The organism is Nocardioides potassii (assembly GCF_021648885.1).
GTDB lineage: Bacteria > Actinomycetota > Actinomycetes > Propionibacteriales > Nocardioidaceae > Nocardioides > Nocardioides potassii.
Map to the genome: position 1 here is coordinate 36,009 of NZ_JAKJHZ010000012.1, position 15,106 is coordinate 51,114.

The 15,106-nt window shown below is 71.4% G+C and carries 17 protein-coding genes; 12 read left to right on the forward strand and 5 right to left on the reverse strand.

Annotated elements, in window-relative coordinates; genetic code table 11:
• Window positions 1–70: 70 nt before the first annotated feature.
• From L2K70_RS19555 to L2K70_RS19580, 6 genes are all read left to right on the forward strand, one after another.
• A complete protein-coding gene (locus tag L2K70_RS19555; RefSeq protein WP_236405012.1) occupies window positions 71–1,150 on the forward strand; it encodes a substrate-binding domain-containing protein in 1,080 nt (359 codons plus the stop codon).
• A 102-nt stretch (window positions 1,151–1,252) separates the two neighbouring features.
• Entirely contained in the window at window positions 1,253–2,428 is a 1,176-nt protein-coding gene (locus tag L2K70_RS19560; protein WP_236405013.1) for a Gfo/Idh/MocA family protein, read from the forward strand.
• Between the two features lie 39 nt (window positions 2,429–2,467).
• On the forward strand, window positions 2,468–3,475 hold the full coding sequence (locus tag L2K70_RS19565; protein ID WP_236405014.1) for a sugar phosphate isomerase/epimerase family protein: 1,008 nt from the start codon (window positions 2,468–2,470) through the stop codon (window positions 3,473–3,475).
• A 28-nt stretch (window positions 3,476–3,503) separates the two neighbouring features.
• A complete protein-coding gene (locus L2K70_RS19570; protein ID WP_236405015.1) occupies window positions 3,504–4,370 on the forward strand; it encodes a DUF1707 SHOCT-like domain-containing protein in 867 nt (288 codons plus the stop codon).
• 23 nt (window positions 4,371–4,393) lie between these two features.
• Window positions 4,394–5,224, forward strand: a complete 831-nt coding sequence (locus L2K70_RS19575; protein WP_236405016.1) for a DUF1707 SHOCT-like domain-containing protein — start codon at window positions 4,394–4,396, stop codon at window positions 5,222–5,224.
• Window positions 5,225–5,295: 71 nt separating this feature from the next.
• The gene (locus L2K70_RS19580; protein ID WP_236405017.1) at window positions 5,296–6,351 is read left to right on the forward strand and encodes a MaoC family dehydratase; all 1,056 of its coding nucleotides are present in this window, start codon (window positions 5,296–5,298) and stop codon (window positions 6,349–6,351) included.
• Here the strand turns inward: L2K70_RS19580 and L2K70_RS19585 are convergent.
• Window positions 6,338–7,405 carry a hypothetical protein gene (locus tag L2K70_RS19585; protein WP_236405018.1) on the reverse strand — a complete coding sequence of 356 codons (1,068 nt, stop codon included), beginning with the start codon at window positions 7,403–7,405 and terminating at the stop codon, window positions 6,338–6,340. The two genes, L2K70_RS19580 and L2K70_RS19585, sit on opposite strands and share 14 nt — an antisense overlap.
• Window positions 7,406–7,437: 32 nt before the next feature.
• Here L2K70_RS19585 and L2K70_RS19590 point away from each other — a divergent pair, with 32 nt between their 5' ends.
• Both L2K70_RS19590 and L2K70_RS19595 read left to right on the forward strand, forming a co-directional pair.
• Window positions 7,438–8,253: a class I SAM-dependent methyltransferase gene (locus L2K70_RS19590; RefSeq protein WP_236405019.1), complete on the forward strand. Its 816-nt coding sequence runs from the start codon at window positions 7,438–7,440 to the stop codon at window positions 8,251–8,253.
• Between the two features lie 80 nt (window positions 8,254–8,333).
• Window positions 8,334–8,519, forward strand: a complete 186-nt coding sequence (locus L2K70_RS19595) for a DUF5302 domain-containing protein (RefSeq protein WP_236405021.1) — start codon at window positions 8,334–8,336, stop codon at window positions 8,517–8,519.
• Here L2K70_RS19595 and L2K70_RS19600 read toward each other — a convergent pair.
• Window positions 8,516–9,703, reverse strand: coding sequence for an MFS transporter (locus L2K70_RS19600; protein WP_236405023.1), 1,188 nt, complete (start codon window positions 9,701–9,703; stop codon window positions 8,516–8,518). The genes L2K70_RS19595 and L2K70_RS19600 overlap by 4 nt on opposite strands.
• Window positions 9,704–9,751: 48 nt before the next feature.
• On the opposite strand from L2K70_RS19600, the gene L2K70_RS19605 reads away from it, so the two are divergent.
• Genes L2K70_RS19605 through L2K70_RS19615 form a run of 3 tightly spaced genes read left to right on the forward strand, consistent with a single transcriptional unit; the run spans window position 9,752 to window position 11,586 of the window.
• Window positions 9,752–10,321, forward strand: coding sequence for a histidine phosphatase family protein (locus L2K70_RS19605; protein ID WP_236405025.1), 570 nt, complete (start codon window positions 9,752–9,754; stop codon window positions 10,319–10,321).
• A 1-nt stretch (window position 10,322) separates the two neighbouring features.
• Window positions 10,323–11,168, forward strand: a complete 846-nt coding sequence (locus tag L2K70_RS19610; protein ID WP_236405028.1) for a PHP domain-containing protein — start codon at window positions 10,323–10,325, stop codon at window positions 11,166–11,168.
• A gap of 1 nt (window position 11,169) precedes the next feature.
• The gene (locus tag L2K70_RS19615) at window positions 11,170–11,586 is read left to right on the forward strand and encodes a P-loop NTPase family protein (protein WP_236405029.1); all 417 of its coding nucleotides are present in this window, start codon (window positions 11,170–11,172) and stop codon (window positions 11,584–11,586) included.
• On the opposite strand, the gene L2K70_RS19620 is transcribed toward L2K70_RS19615, so the two are convergent.
• Together L2K70_RS19620 and L2K70_RS19625 are read right to left on the reverse strand one after the other, a co-directional pair.
• Complete coding sequence (locus L2K70_RS19620; RefSeq protein ID WP_236405030.1) at window positions 11,581–11,772, reverse strand: hypothetical protein; 192 nt, start codon at window positions 11,770–11,772, stop codon at window positions 11,581–11,583. The two genes, L2K70_RS19615 and L2K70_RS19620, sit on opposite strands and share 6 nt — an antisense overlap.
• 173 nt (window positions 11,773–11,945) lie before the next feature.
• A complete protein-coding gene (locus L2K70_RS19625) occupies window positions 11,946–12,722 on the reverse strand; it encodes an SDR family NAD(P)-dependent oxidoreductase (protein ID WP_236405031.1) in 777 nt (258 codons plus the stop codon).
• Window positions 12,723–12,781: 59 nt separating this feature from the next.
• Between L2K70_RS19625 and L2K70_RS19630 the strand changes: the two genes are divergently transcribed.
• On the forward strand, window positions 12,782–13,627 hold the full coding sequence (locus L2K70_RS19630) for a ParA family protein (protein ID WP_308195856.1): 846 nt from the start codon (window positions 12,782–12,784) through the stop codon (window positions 13,625–13,627).
• A gap of 7 nt (window positions 13,628–13,634) precedes the next feature.
• Here L2K70_RS19630 and L2K70_RS19635 read toward each other — a convergent pair whose 3' ends face one another.
• The gene (locus L2K70_RS19635) at window positions 13,635–15,095 is read right to left on the reverse strand and encodes a DEAD/DEAH box helicase (protein WP_372477494.1); all 1,461 of its coding nucleotides are present in this window, start codon (window positions 15,093–15,095) and stop codon (window positions 13,635–13,637) included.
• Window positions 15,096–15,106 lie beyond the last annotated feature (11 nt).

Genomic DNA, 15,106 nt, shown 5'->3' on the forward strand with positions numbered 1-15,106 from the left:
ACTCGGAATCGCACCACCCGCACATCCCGCACACCACGAAACGCAGCCCCAAGAACAAGGAGCACAACCCATGCGACTGCGCACCACCACCTCACGGCAGAAGAGCCGCCGCTACCCCGGCCTCGTGGTCGGCGCGGTCGCCGTCCTGGCACTCACCGCCTGCACCGGGAGCGCCGAGGACGCCGCCAACGACGACAACGACAGCTCGTCGGACGCTGCTCCCGCGGCTGCCGCCGGCAGCAACGACGAGTCCGGCGACACGGTGACCATCGGCTTCTCGGCCCCGGCCGCGGACCACGGCTGGATGGCGGCCATCACCAACAACGTCCGCGACCTCGCCGACCAGTACGACGACCTCGACCTGCAGATCGCCGAGGGCACCAACGACGTCAACCTGCAGATCAGCCAGGTCGAGACCTTCATCAACGACGGTGTCGACGCGATCGTGCTGCTGCCCTTCGACGGCGCCGCGATGACGCCGGTCGCGCTCAAGGCGATGGAGGCCGGCATCCCGGTCATCAACGTCGACCGCGAGTTCGACGACCCCAACGCCGCCCGTGTCACCGTCCTCGGTGACAACTACGGCATGGGCGTCTCGGCCGGCCAGTACGTCTGCGAGCAGGCCGACGGCAACACCGACGCCGTCGTCGCCGAGATCGCCGGCATCGACTCGCTGCCCCTGACCCAGGACCGCAGCCAGGGCTTCGAGGACGCGCTCGCCGAGTGCGGTCTCGACGTCGACGCCCGCCAGGCCGCCGAGTTCACCGTCGAGAGCGGCGAGGAGGTCGCGTCCAACCTCCTGCAGGCCGAGAAGAAGATCGACTTCCTGTGGAACCACGACGACGACCAGGGCGTCGGCGTCCTGGCCGCGATCGAGAGCGCCGGACGCGACGAGTTCACCATGATCGGTGGTGCCGGCTCGGCCAACGCCATGCGCGAGATCCAGGACGGCAGCGGCGTGCTCAAGGCGACGGTCATCTACCCGTCGACCCAGGGCGCCGACGGCGTCAAGCTCGCCCGCCTGCTCGTGCAGCAGAAGGCGATGAGCGACCTGGTCGAGGTCGAGGTCCCGCGCGAGGTGCAGCTCTTCGCACCCGTCGTGACCGCCGACAATGTCGACCAGTACATCGACAGCGCGTTCGAGTCCTGAGCCGCTGACCCGGCCGGCGCCCCCGCGGGGGCGCCGGCCGGGTGCGTGCCGTTCCAGACCACCTCGTCTCCAGCCGGGCCGACCACAGAACAGGAATCCCAGATGACCGCAGAGCACGACACCCTGTCCGTGGGGATGGCGGGCTACGCCTTCATGGGCGCCGCCCACTCCCAGGCCTGGCGCAACGCGCCCCGCTTCTTCGACCTCCCGCTCAAGGTGCGGATGGCCGCCGTCGCCGGGCGCGACGAGGCGAAGGTCAAGGCCGCCGCCGAGCAGCTCGGGTGGGACTCCACCGAGACGTCGTGGCGCGCACTCGTCGATCGCGACGACGTCGACCTGATCGACGTCTGCACGCCGGGGGACACGCACGCCGAGATCGCCATCGCGGCCCTCGAGGCGGGCAAGCACGTGCTGTGCGAGAAGCCGCTCGCCAACACCGTCGAGGAGGCGGAGGCCATGGTGGCCGCCGCCGAGAAGGCCCGGGCCAACGGCGTCCGGTCGATGGTGGGCTTCACCTACCGCCGCGTGCCGGCCATCGGGCTGGCCCGCCAGCTCGTCGCCGAGGGGCGCCTCGGCACCATCCACCACGTCCGTGCGCAGTACTTGCAGGACTGGATCATCGACCCCCAGGCCCCGCTGTCGTGGCGCCTGGACAAGTCGAAGGCCGGCTCCGGCGCGCTCGGCGACATCGGCGCGCACATCGTCGACCTCACGCAGTACATCACCGGCGACACCATCGCCACCGTCACCGGCCGGCTCGAGACCTTCGTCAAGGAGCGTCCGCTCCCGAGCGAGCACTCCGGGCTCTCCGGCACCGCGGGCAGTGGCACCGGTCCCGTGACCGTCGACGACGCCGCCGCCTTCCTCGCCCAGTTCCGCGGCGGGGCGATGGGCGTCTTCGAGGCGACCCGCTTCGCCAACGGGCGCAAGAACGCCATCCGCATCGAGATCAACGGCTCGCGCGGCAGCCTGGCGTTCGACTTCGAGGACATGAACGTCCTCCACTTCTTCGACGGCGACGACTCGTCGACGACCGCCGGCTTCCGCCGGATCCTGGCCACCGAGGCCGACCACCCCTACGTCGCCGCGTGGTGGCCCCCTGGCCACCTCCTCGGCTACGAGCACGGCTTCACCCACCAGGTCGTCGACCTCGTGACCGACATCGCGAAGGGTGCCGACCCCGCACCGTCCTTCGCCGACGGCCTCCAGGTCCAGCGCGTCCTGGCCGCCGTCGAGGCGAGCTCCCAGAGCTCGTCCTGGCAGGACATCCCTGCCTGACCGCCCGACTCATCCGATCCACCGACGAAGGGACCCCTGATGCCTCGCCCTGTCACCCTGTTCACCGGCCAGTGGGCCGACCTGCCCTTCGAGGAGATGTGCAAGCTCGCCTCCGGGTGGGGCTACGACGGCCTCGAGCTCGCCTGCTGGGGCGACCACTTCGACCCGTGGGCCGCAGTGGAGGACGAGTCCTACGTCCCGGCCAAGCTGGAGATGCTGAAGAAGTACGACCTCCAGGTCTTCGCGATCAGCAACCACCTCAAGGGCCAGGCCGTCTGTGACGACCCGATCGACGAGCGCCACCGCGGGATCCTCCCCGACAAGATCTGGGGCGACGGCGACGCCGAGGGCGTGCGTACGCGTGCCGCCGAGGAGATGAAGATGACCGCCCGCGCGGCGCGCAAGCTCGGCGTCGACGTGGTGGTCGGGTTCACCGGCTCCTCGATCTGGAAGTACGTCGCGATGTTCCCGCCGGCCACCCAGGACATGGTCGACGCCGGCTACCAGGACTTCGCCGACCGCTGGAACCCGATCCTCGACGTCTTCGACAGCGAGGGCGTGAAGTTCGCCCACGAGGTGCACCCCTCGGAGATCGCCTACGACTACTGGACGACCGTCCGCGCGCTGGAGGCCGTGGACCACCGCGAGGCCTTCGGCCTCAACTGGGACCCGAGCCACTTCGTCTGGCAGGACCTCGACCCGGTCGGGTTCCTGTGGGACTTCAAGGACCGGATCTACCACGTCGACTGCAAGGACGCGAAGAAGCAGGTCGGCAACGGCCGCAACGGCCGCATGGGCTCCCACCTGCCGTGGGCCGACCCGCGCCGCGGCTGGGACTTCGTCTCGACCGGCCACGGCGACGTGCCGTGGGAGCAGTCCTTCCGGATGCTCAACACGATCGGCTACGACGGCCCGATCTCCGTCGAGTGGGAGGACGCCGGGATGGACCGCCTGATCGGTGCGCCCGAGGCCCTCGAGTTCGTCCGCCGGTTGGCGTTCGACGCTCCCGATGCCGCCTTCGACGCCGCGTTCAGCACCACCGACTGACGGGCCTTTCCCGCCCTAGACTCCCGGCATGAGGGGATTCCGGGCCAAGGACGAGGACCGTGACCGCTTCGTCGAGCTGATCGAGGCGGCCTACGTCGACGGGCAGCTCAACTCCGCCGACCGGGACCTCCGCGTCGGCCGGGCGCTGTCCGCAGAGACGCTCGACGAGCTCCAGACGCTCACCCGTGACCTCCAGCCGCCACCGGGCGCCGTGACCACCACAGTGCCCGGTGTGCGCGCCCCGGGACCGCGCATGCCACTCCTCGCGAGGCTGGTCGGCGGGTTCGTCGCGTTCAGCTTCGTCGGCGTCGCGCTCGTCATCGGGCTCATCGTGGTGACGATGTTCGTCGCCTTGGGTGACGGGTCCACGTCGTCGGAGAGCGGTTCCGGACCCGTTTTCGAGTCGGGGCTCGCCGACCCGGAGGTCGTCTCGGAGGACCCGCCGGCCACGCCGACGTTCGAGATGACTCCCGGCCAGGTCCGGGCGTTCATGCGCGCCTACGAGGAGCAGTTCGGCACGCTCGAGGTCTACGAGGCCGGGTTCTACCCCCATCGGGTCGGTGTCCAGGTGCCGGTGCGTGGCTCGCGTCCACGGATGGAGCGCTGGTCGTGGACCGGCGAGTGGACGCAGGACACCGACGCGTCCGCGGTCACCGGTCCCACCGAACGGGTCGACCTCGGCACGGTCGACGTCCGTCGGATGTTCGCCAACATCGAGACGGCCAGGAAGACCCTGAACGTCGAGCGCGGCAGGCTCACCCACGTGCTGGTGAACCGCTGGTTCGACGACCAGCCGTCGGTGAACATCTACATCGGCAACCAGTTCAACGAGAGCGGCTACCTCAAGACCGCACCCGCCGGTGACGTGGTGCGCGCGTTCCCGTACGAGACCTGAGGCGTGGACCTAGACTCCGCGTCGTGGGGGGATACCGCGCCAGGGACGCCGACCGTGAGCGCTACGTCGACGTCATCCAGACGGCGTACGTCGACGGGCAGCTCGGTGAGGCGGACCGCGAGCTGCGGGTCAGCCGCGCGCTGGTCGCCGAGACCCTCGACGAGCTCGACCTGCTCACCCGCGACCTGCAGAACCAGCCAGCACCCGTCGTGGTCCAGCCGCCGGCGCCCCGTGTCGTCGTGCCGGAGCAGGTGGCGCTCCCCGAGCCCGTCCCGTGGCCGGTCCCGCCGAGGCGCCGCTCGGAGACGGCGTTCCTCGGCTGGGTCGCGGCCGCGATCGTGGTCATGGCGATCGCCGGGTTGGTGATGGCTCCGGCGGACGAGCCGGAGTCGATCTACGGCGGGGGAACGTTCTCGGTCGACGCGGGCGTCCCAGCGGCGGACTACGAGCTGACGGACGCGGGCGTGCGGCGATTCATCCGCCGATACGGGGCGAAGTTCGGCACGACGGAGGCCTACCGCGTCACCTTCGTCTCGTACCGCGTCGTCGTGCACGTCCCCGTCGAGCAGGCACGCTACGAGGTGTGGACGTGGGACGGTGACTGGGTGCGCGAGGGGAGGCCGCTCGACGTCGACGGCCCGACTGCCATGGTCGACCTCGGCACCCTCGACGTGGTGAGGCTGTTCGACAACCTCCGGGTCGCCAGACGGGAGCTCGGGGTGCCGGACGCCGACGTCCAGCGCGTGGAGGTCCTCCCGGAGTCCGACGGGGGCGGGACCGTCGAGATCCACGTCCGCAACGGCAGGTCGGACCGGGCGGTGCTCGAGACGACCCTGCAGGGCGACCCCGCGTGACACGTCCTGCGTGACACATCCCACGTGAGCAGCCGGACCGCGCCGGGCCCGGCTGCGGCACGATGGCCGGCATGACTGCGGCCAAGACGAACCCCGGCAACTTCTTCGAGGACTTCGCCGTCGGGCAGGTCATCGACCACGCCACGCCCCGCACCATCACCGAGGGCGACCGCGCGTTGTACGGGGCGATCTACCCGACGCGCTTCGCGGTCCCGTCGTCCGCCGAGTTCGCCGCCTCGGTCGGCTTGGCGCCGCACCCCGTGGAGGAGCTCGTCGGCTTCCACGTCGCCTTCGGCAAGACCGTGCCGGACGTCTCGCTCAACGCCGTCGCCAACCTGGGCTACGCCGAGTGCCGCTTCCACCTGCCGGTCGTGCCCGGCGACACGCTGAGCACGCGCTCGGAGGTCATCGGCCTCAAGCAGAACTCGAACGGGAGGACCGGCGTCGTCTGGGTGCGGTCCACGGCGACCAACCAGCGGGGCGAGGTGGCGATCGACTGGGCGCGCTGGGTGATGGTGCACAAGCGCAGTGCCGTCGAAGGGGGAGCGGAGTCACCTGCCCCGGAGACCGTCGTGCCCGCGCTGGCTCCTGCCGTCGAGGCGGGAGACCTGGTCGTGCCGGCGGGCCTCGACTTCTCGTCGTACGACGACGCGGCGGCCGGCTCGCCGCACCGGCTCGGCGACTACGAGGTGGGGGAGCGGATCGACCACGTCGACGGCGTCACCCTCACCGACGCCGAGCACATGATGGCCACGCGGCTGTGGCAGAACACGGCGAAGGTGCACTTCTCCACCGACGCCCGCCCCGACGGCCGCCGACTGGTCTACGGCGGGCACGTGATCTCGCTGGCGCGGGCGCTGTCGTTCAACGGCCTGGCCAACGCACAGCTGATCGCGGCCATCAACGCGGGTGCGCACGTGTCCCCGGCCTTCGCCGACGACACCGTCCACGCGTGGTCGGAGGTGATCGACGTCGCCGAGCTCGATGCGCCCGGCGTAGGGGCGCTGCGGCTGCGGCTGGTGGCGACCCGCGGTCGCGACGAGTCGATGACGCTGCGCACGGAGGACGGAAAGTACGCCGACGGCGTCCTGCTCGACCTCGACTACTGGGCCCTCATCCCGCGCTGAGCAGGTGCCCGGCGAGGTCGGTGAGCGCCGCGTCGAGCGATCCCGCGGGCGGCAGGCCCAGCCGGTCCAGCACCACCTCGGCGGCAGCGAGCAGCTCGGTGTCGGTGACCTGGTCGGGCGTGCGACCGTCGGTGGCCACGAAGGGCTCCAGGTCCCGGAGGTCGCCGACGACGTCGTAGGAGCCCTCACGGAGCGCCACGACGACGCCCTCGGCCGCCTCCTCGATCCACGCCACGTGGTTGTCCGGGACGGCGAAGGAGTCGCGCGGCGCACTGCCGACGAGGGCCGTCGGCACGAAGGTGCGCTTGACGCGGCGTGAGTACGCCAGGTCGCGCCGCTCGCGCGGCACGGCGTCGTTGACCCGCCGCAGCAGCTCGGCCTCGACGACACCGAGGGAGTCGTTGGCGCGCTGCGCCTCGATGTCGAGCCCGGTGACGTCGATGCCCAGCACCGACGCCGTACGGGTCCAGAGCTCGTCGCGCGGCGCCCCCGGTGCCGGTACGACGACCACGTGCACGCGCCCTCCGGGAAGGCCGGCGGACCAGATGCGGAGGATGGCGGGCACGTCCTGGTAGCGCCAGAACTTCTGGTCGCCGTCCTCGCGTCGCACGCTGCCGAGGAACTTCCGGTAGGGCATCCGGGCGCCCATCTTGACCCGCTGCTGCCACGCCGAGGGGAGCACCCGGCCGAGGTCGCGCGCGGTGACCAGGACGTGTACCTCGTCGGCGGCGGACGCGAGGTCCGACAGCGCTGCCACTGCCGCCTCTGCGGGGGTGTCGGCGAAGTGCTCGTTGCTGACGAGGACATCCCCGTCCCACGTGCGCGTCTCGTCGACGAGCCGGCTCCAGACCTCACGGTCGCGCTGGTCGAGGTCGTCGACGACGGCGGTCATCCCCTTGACGAGCGCGGCGGCGGTGAAGTGGTCGCGCCGTCCGCGACCGGGCAGCAGGAGCCCCTGCGCCTGCAGCTCGTCACGGTGCCGCCACCAGAGGTCCTGGAGGTAGCTGGTGCCCGACTTGGCGGTCCCGACGTGGAGGAACGCGCGGCGGGCCATGCGGGGGACCCTACTCAGGGCAGACTCACGCTGTGGCCTGGGACCGAGACTTCCTCTACGACCGCTACCCGCGGCTCGAGGAGGCGTTCGCGGCGCGCCTCGACGAGAGCCTGTCCCCGCGCGGGCCGTCGATGCTGCTGCAGGTGGTGCGCGAGCTCGACCTGCCGCCTGACAGCCGCGTGGTCGACGTCGGCTGTGGCGGGGGTGCGCACGCGTTCCGGCTCGCGACGCACTTCGGCTTCCGCGTCCTCGGGATCGATCCCGTGCAGCGCCACCTCGACCTCGCCCGCGAGGCCCGCCGGTCGGAGGTGCCCGAGATCGCGTCGCGGGTCTCGTTCGAGCGCGGCACCGCGACGCGGATCCCCGTGCCCGACGCCTCGATCGACCTGGTCTGGTGCCGTGACGTGATGGTGCACGTCGAGGACCCGGCGGAGGCGATGCTCGAGCACGCCCGCGTGCTGCGCCCAGGCGCGTACGTCGTCGCCCACCAGGTGGTCGCCACCGACCTGCTCGCCCCCGAGGAGGCCGACGAGCTCTTCGACGTGAGGGGAGTGGTGCCGGCCTCGGCCGACCCGCGGGTGCTCGACGACGCGATCGCGGCGTCCGGGCTCGAGGTCGTCGGGACCATCGACCTGGCCGGCGAGTGGGCCGAGTGGGCCGAGGAGCACGACGGCCAGGGCGGCCGGGCACTGCTCCGCCTGGCGCGGCTCCTGCGCGACCCGGAGCGCTACCGCGCCGAGTTCGGCGACGCGGCGTACGACGTCATGGTGAGCGACTGCCGCTGGCACGTCTTCCAGATGTCCGGGAAGCTGGCCGGACGGATCGACGTCCTGCGGCGACGCCGGTAAACGCCTCGACCGGGGGTGGACGTGTTTGGCAGGGTGGCAGGGCACACGAGAGAAGCGACCGCTCGGATCCAGGAGGACCCATGGCTGACCAGGACCCCAACGCAGACCTCAAGGCGAAGATGCGCGAGGCCCTCGACCGCAAGAAGGGCCACCGGCACCCGGACGACAGCGCGGGCTCGCGCGAGAAGGCGCACGGCTCGGAGGTCAACGACAAGAACGTCGCCAAGCCGATGCACCGCCGCAAGGCGGGCGGTGGCGGCGTCTAGGACCGGTCGTGAGCGCCGGCGGACAGCTCGTCCGCCGGCGCGAACGCCGTCGCCAGCCAGAACAGGGCCAGCACCAGCACGAGTGGGACGGCGAAGCCGATGCGCAGCGAGCTCGCACCCACCGCGCCCGTCATCACGGCGCCGAGCAGCGCGCCGGCGTAGTTGAACTGGTTGAACCGCGCCACCACCGCGTCCACCCGCGCCCGCCGCGTCGCCGGGTCGGCGTCGCGTCCGGCGAGTGCCGCGGCTGCGGAGAAGCTCAGCGGGGCGACGACCGCGACCCCGCAGCCGAGCAGCGTGAAGCCAAGGACCGCGACCGGCCATGACGGCGCCGCGACCACGACGGCCAGGGACACGAAGGCGACCAGTGCCCCGACCCGCAGCAGCCTTACGGCCCCGACCTGCTCGGTGAGCCGGTCGCCCACCAGCCGCACCAGTCCGCTCGCCACGAGGTAGGGGAGCGTGGCCAGCGCGACGAGCTCCTCGGGAGCGGCGAACACGTCGTCCAGGTAGACCGGTCCCCAGGTCGCTGCCGCGGTGTCGACCGTGTAGAAAACGACGAGCGCCAGCCCCACCATCACGATCGCCCGCCACGGCACGTCGGTCTCGGTGGCCGTGGCCGCTTCGCCGTGGTCGCGCGCGAGGTAGGGCGCGGCCGCCGCGAGCAGCGGCAGGACGGCCACCAGCGCGATGGCCGGCCACGGCACGTCGGTGGTGGCGAGCGTGATGAGCGCGCCGATGACCCCGCCGAGCGTCCATGCGCCGTGGCACGACGGCAGCACCACCCGGCCGAGCCGGTGCTCGAGGGCGACGGCCTGCATGTTGCCGGTCGCGTCGACCAACCCGAGGCCGAGGCCGTACGCCGCGAGGCCGAGCACGAAGACCGCGGTGACGGGGGCGAGGATGGCGACGGCGATCGACACCGCGATCACCAGCAGCCCGCCGCGGAGCACCACAGCGCTGTCCAGGCGCGGTGCGAGGCGCTCGGCGACGAGCGAGCCCGCCCCGGCGAGCAGGACGATCATCAGCAGGACGCCGGACAGGGCGAGCTCGCCGAGGTCCCAGCGGTCCTGGATGCGCGGCAGCCGGGTGGTGAGGCTGATGAAGACGAGACCCTGGGTGAAGAACGCGGCCGCGATGGCCAGCCGGGACCTCCAGAGGTGGACGCCGGGGTCTGCACTCATGGCGAGCATCGTGGCAGGCCGGCCGTCGGCCCGTGGCAGACTCGCGGCATGTCGTCGGGAACCCATCGGGAGCTGTGGATCGTCCGGCACGGGGAGACCGAGTGGAGCCGCGACGGCAGGCACACCTCGACCACCGACCTTCCCCTCACCGACGTCGGCGAGGAGGCCGCCCGGTCGCTGGCGCCCCGGCTGGCCGACGTGGCGTTCGACCTCGTGCTGACGAGCCCGCGCCAGCGCGCCCGTCGTACGGCCGAGCTGGCGGGCTTCCCCGATGCGCAGGTCGACGACGACCTGGCCGAGTGGGCCTACGGCGACTACGAGGGCATCACCACCGACGAGATCCGGGAGACCGTGCCCGGCTGGTCGGTGTGGACCCACCCGTCGCCGGGCGGCGAGACGGCCGAGGAGGTCTCGGCGCGGCTGGACCGCGTCGTCGAGCGCGCACAGGACCACGACCGCACCATCGTCTTCGCCCACGGCCACTCGCTGCGGGTGCTGACCGCGCGCTGGCTCGAGCAGCCGGCGGAGGAGGGACGGTTCTTCAAGCTCGACACCTCGACGGTGTCGGTGCTCGGCTTCGAGCGCGAGACGCCGGTGCTGCTGAAGTGGAACCACTGACGTGCGCATCGACCTCCACACCCACAGCTCCGCCAGTGACGGCACGGACACCCCCGCCCAGCTGATGCGCGAGGCGGCGGCCGCCGGGCTCGACGTCGTGGCGCTGACCGACCACGACGCGATGTCCGGCTGGGCAGAGGCGCAGCAAGCGGCCGACGAGGTCGGCATCACGCTCGTGCCGGGTCTCGAGGTGAGCACCAAGCTCGAGCATCGCGGGGTGCACCTGCTCGGCTACCTGCCGGACCCGTCGTACCCGCCCCTGCTGGCCGAGCTCGACAAGATACTGTCGGGTCGCTCGTCGCGGACGCCCGGCATCGTGGCCGCACTGCGACAGTCGGGCGTCGACATCACCGAGGAGGACGTCCGCCGCGAGTCCGGCGGGTCCGTCGCCGCCGGCCGCCCGCACGTGGCCGACGCCCTCGTCCGGCTGGGGCTGGTGGCCGACCGGACGACGGCCTTCGCCGAGTTCCTCAACCCCGGGCGGCCGGGATACGTCAACCGCTACGCGACGCCGCTGGAGGAGATGATCCCGCTCATCGTCGCCGCCGGCGGTGTGCCCGTCATCGCGCACCCGTGGGGCCGGCGGGGGATGACCGTGCTGGACGCGGCCGCCCTCGCCTCGCTGAAGGACCTGGGGCTCGCCGGCATCGAGGTGGACCACCAGGACCATCCGCCGGAGCTCCGCGAGCGGCTGAGGGCGATCGCCGCCGACCTCGACCTCATCGTGACGGGCAGCAGCGACCACCACGGCCTCGGGAAGATCGACCACGACCTCGGGGTCAACACCACCGACCCCGAGCAGTACGAGCGGCTGCTCTCCCTGGCGGCGCGTTCCCTCGGTGGTTGAGGTGCGAGCGCAGCGAGCCTCGACACCACACACCCTCCCCGACAGAGTCCTCGTCTACGGCGTCACCGGCAGCGGCAAGAGCACGGCCGCCACGCGGATCGGCGCGATCACCGGCCATCCGGTGACCCTCGTCGACGAGCTGACCTGGCTGCCCGGCTGGGTGCCGGTCGAGGAGGAGCGCCAGCGCGAGATCATCGGCGGGATCCTCGCGGGGGAGCGGTGGCTGCTCGACTCGGCGTACGGCGCCTGGCGCAAGGTCGTCGCCCGCGACTCGATCATCCGCTGGCACTTCCAGTCGTTCGCCCGCAAGCGGTTGCGGATGCGCGAGTGGGCGGCCTCGCCCGACGGGCCCGAGGTGCTGCTCTTCAGGCGCCCGCGCGAGCTCGACGCGTGGATCGAGTCCTTTCGGCGGTCATGACCTCCGGAACAGACCGGCCACGACGAGCACGATTCCGAGGAGGATCAGGATCCCGCCCATGAGGTCGACGAGCAAGGAGATCGCATGCACGGTCTCATCGTCCGATCCGCCGAGAGCCACGCTGACGACGACCACCAGGATCCCCACCCCGAAGGCACGCAGCCCTCGCTTCGTCACGACGGTCATGGGGGGACCCTAAGGCAGTCGAGGGTCGAGCGGCGTCCACCGCCTTCCTCTCCGTTCCGGATGCGCGAGGGACCGCCCGAACGCGCACCTGTGTTCGCCCTGAGCGAGCCGGGACGTCATACGGTCGGGACTACCGCTCGTCCCTTCCGTATGACGTCCCGCGCGGGGAGCGTCTACCGCCGGCCCATCGACTGTGTCAGGCGGAGGGCACGGTTGGGGATGAGCTTGGTGAGCGCGATGATCGTCTTGTACTGCGCGCCGGGGATCGAGTAGGCGCGGCCCTTGTCGAAGTCCTCGAGGGACTCGCGGACCAGGAACTCGACGTCGAGCCACATGAAGCCGTCGCCCCGCTTGACCTGCATCCGCTCGTGGAACTCGGTCTTGGTGAAGCCCGGGCACAGCGCCATCACCTTCACGCCGCGGGGGCCGTACTCGAGGTGGGCCCACTCGCTGAAGGAGTTCACCCACGCCTTGGCGGCGGAGTAGGAGCCGCGGGGGAGGAAGGCGGCCACGCTCGAGACGTTGATGATCCCGCCGTGCCCCCGCTCGGCCATCGCCCGGAGCGCGGCGTGGCTCAGCCGGAGCACCGCGGTGACCAGCACCTCGAGCATCGCGGTCTCCTCGTCGGCGGTGTTGTCGAGGAAGCGCTTCTTCAGCCCGAAGCCGGCGTTGTTGACCAGGAGGTCGACCGGCCGGTCGTGGTCGGCGAGCCGTTCCTCGACGCGGGCCAGCGCCTCGCGGTCGACGAGGTCGGCGACGAGCACCTCGACCTCGACCTGGTGGGCGCGGCGCAGCTCGTCGGCCACCTCCTCGAGCCGAGCGGCGTCGCGGGCGACGAGGACGAGGTCGTGGCCGCGCGCGGCCAGCTGGACGGCGTACTCGTGGCCGATGCCGGCGGTGGCGCCGGTGACGAGGGCGGTGCTGCGAGAGGGAACGGGGGAGGAGGACATGGACCCAGCATTTCAGGACACCGGGAACGACCGCGACCCCGTCCTGCACAATGGCCACGATGAGCACCCAGACCCCGGCCCCCGTCACGCTGGCCGTCGCGAACCAGAAGGGCGGCGTCGCCAAGACGACGTCCGTCGCCTCGATCGGCGCCGCGCTCGCCGAGCTCGGCCACCGCGTGCTGCTGGTCGACCTCGATCCGCAGGCGTGCCTGACCTTCTCCCTCGGCATCGACCCCGAGGACCTCGAGACGTCGGTGCACCACGTGCTGACGCAGGGTGTCGACCCGACCGAGGTCATCATCGAGACCGAGGACGGCGTCGACCTGCTGCCGGCAACCATAGAGCTGGCGCGCGCCGAGGCCGACCTGCTGACCCGCACCGGTCGCGAGCACGTGATCAAGGGCGCCCTCGAGCAGCTCGCCGACGACCTGGCGGACACCGAGGAGGGTGCCTACGACTGGGTGCTGCTCGACTGCCCGCCGTCCCTCGGCGTGCTGACGGTCGCCGCGCTCACCGCCGCCGACGGCGTGCTCGTGCCGCTGCAGTGCGAGACGCTGTCGCACCGCGGGGTCGGCCAGCTGCTCGACACCGTCCACGACGTACGACGCTTCACCAACCGCGGCCTCGAGGTGTGGGGCGTGCTGCCGACGCTGTACGACGGCCGCACCAACCATGCGCGCACCGTGCTGGAGACCATCAGCGAGACCTACGACCTCGAGGTCGTCGAGCCGCCGATCCCCAAGACGATCAAGTTCGCCGAGGCGCCCGCCGCCGGCCGCTCGATCCTCGCGACCAGCCGAACCAACAAGGGCGCGCAGGCCTACCGCGAGGTGGCCGGGAACCTCGTCGAGCGGGCCTCCCGGCCCAGGAAGAAGGCGAAGAAGCCCGCTCGGGCGAAGAAGTAGCCCTCGGTCAGGACTTGGGCGCCTCGACCGACGAGCCGCCGCGCGTACGACGGCGGTTGCGGTTGCGGCGACGCGGGGCGTCGCCCGACGTCTCCGACATGCCCGAGTCGGAGCGCTTCGAGTCCGAGCGGCCCGAGTCCGAGCGGCCGCGGCCACCGGAGCGCTCGCGCGGGGTCCGCTCGGCCTTGGGCGCCGGCGGGGCCGGGTCGACGACGCGCCCCTTGGTGCCCTCGGGGATGCCCTGGTCGTGGAACAGGTGCGGGGACGTGGAGTACGTCTCCTCGGGCGAGTCGAAGGGCAGGTCGAGCGCCTTGTTGATCATCTTCCAGCGGTGGAGGTCCGCCCAGTCGACGAAGGTGATCGCGGTGCCCGACGCTCCGGCACGGCCGGTGCGGCCGATGCGGTGGACGTAGGTCTTGTCGTCCTCGGGGCAGGTGTAGTTGACGACGTGGGAGACGCCGCGCACGTCGATGCCGCGGGCGGCGACGTCGGTGCAGACGAGGACCTGGATCTTGTCCTCGCGGAACCGCGCCAGCGCCTTCTCACGCGCCACCTGGGCCATGTCGCCGTGCAGTGGCGAGGCCTTGAAGCCGCGCTCCTGCAGGTCCTCGGCCACCCGCTGCGCCTGCCGCTTGGTGCGGGTGAAGACGATCATCTTGTCGGCGTCCTCGGCCTGCAGGACCTTGCCGATGATCTCGGTCTTGTCGAGGTCGTGGGCCTGGTAGATGAACTGCGCCGTGGCGGGGACCGTCGCGTTCTCGTAGGACGACTCCGCACGGATGTTCATCGGGTGGCGCATGTGGGTGCGGGCCAGGGCGACGATCGCGGACGGCATGGTCGCCGAGAACAGCATCGTCTGCCGGGTCTCCGGCGTCTTGGAGATCAACGTGATGACGTCGGGCAGGAAGCCTAGGTCGAGCATCTCGTCGGCCTCGTCGAGCACGAGCGCGTGGACGTGGGAGAGGTCGAGGGCGCGACGGTTGGCCAGGTCGATCAGGCGACCCGGGGTGCCGACGACGATGTCGACACCGGCCTCGAGGGCCTCGAGCTGCGGCTCGTAGCCGACGCCGCCGTAGACGGTGAGGACACGGAGGCCCAGGTCGGCGCTGGCGAGCGCGAGGTCGTTGGACACCTGGAGCGCGAGCTCACGGGTCGGGGCGACGATGAGGGCCTGCGGCTTGCCCTGCGGCATGTCGGCGTAGGCCGGGTCGGTCGGGGCGACGCTGCGCTGCAGCACCGGGATGCCGAAGGCGAGGGTCTTGCCGGTGCCCGTGCGGGCCTGGCCGATGAGGTCGGTGCCGAGCAGGGCGACCGAGAGGGTCATCTCCTGGATGGCGAAGGGGGTGGTGATGCCGGCGCGCTCGAGCGCGTCGCAGATCTGGGCGTGCACGCCCAGCTCACGGAAGGTGGTGGTCACGAAGAGGTCGCTTTCGAAGAGTGTCTGGTTGTCCCACGCGTTTGCGGTCAGCCACTCGAAAG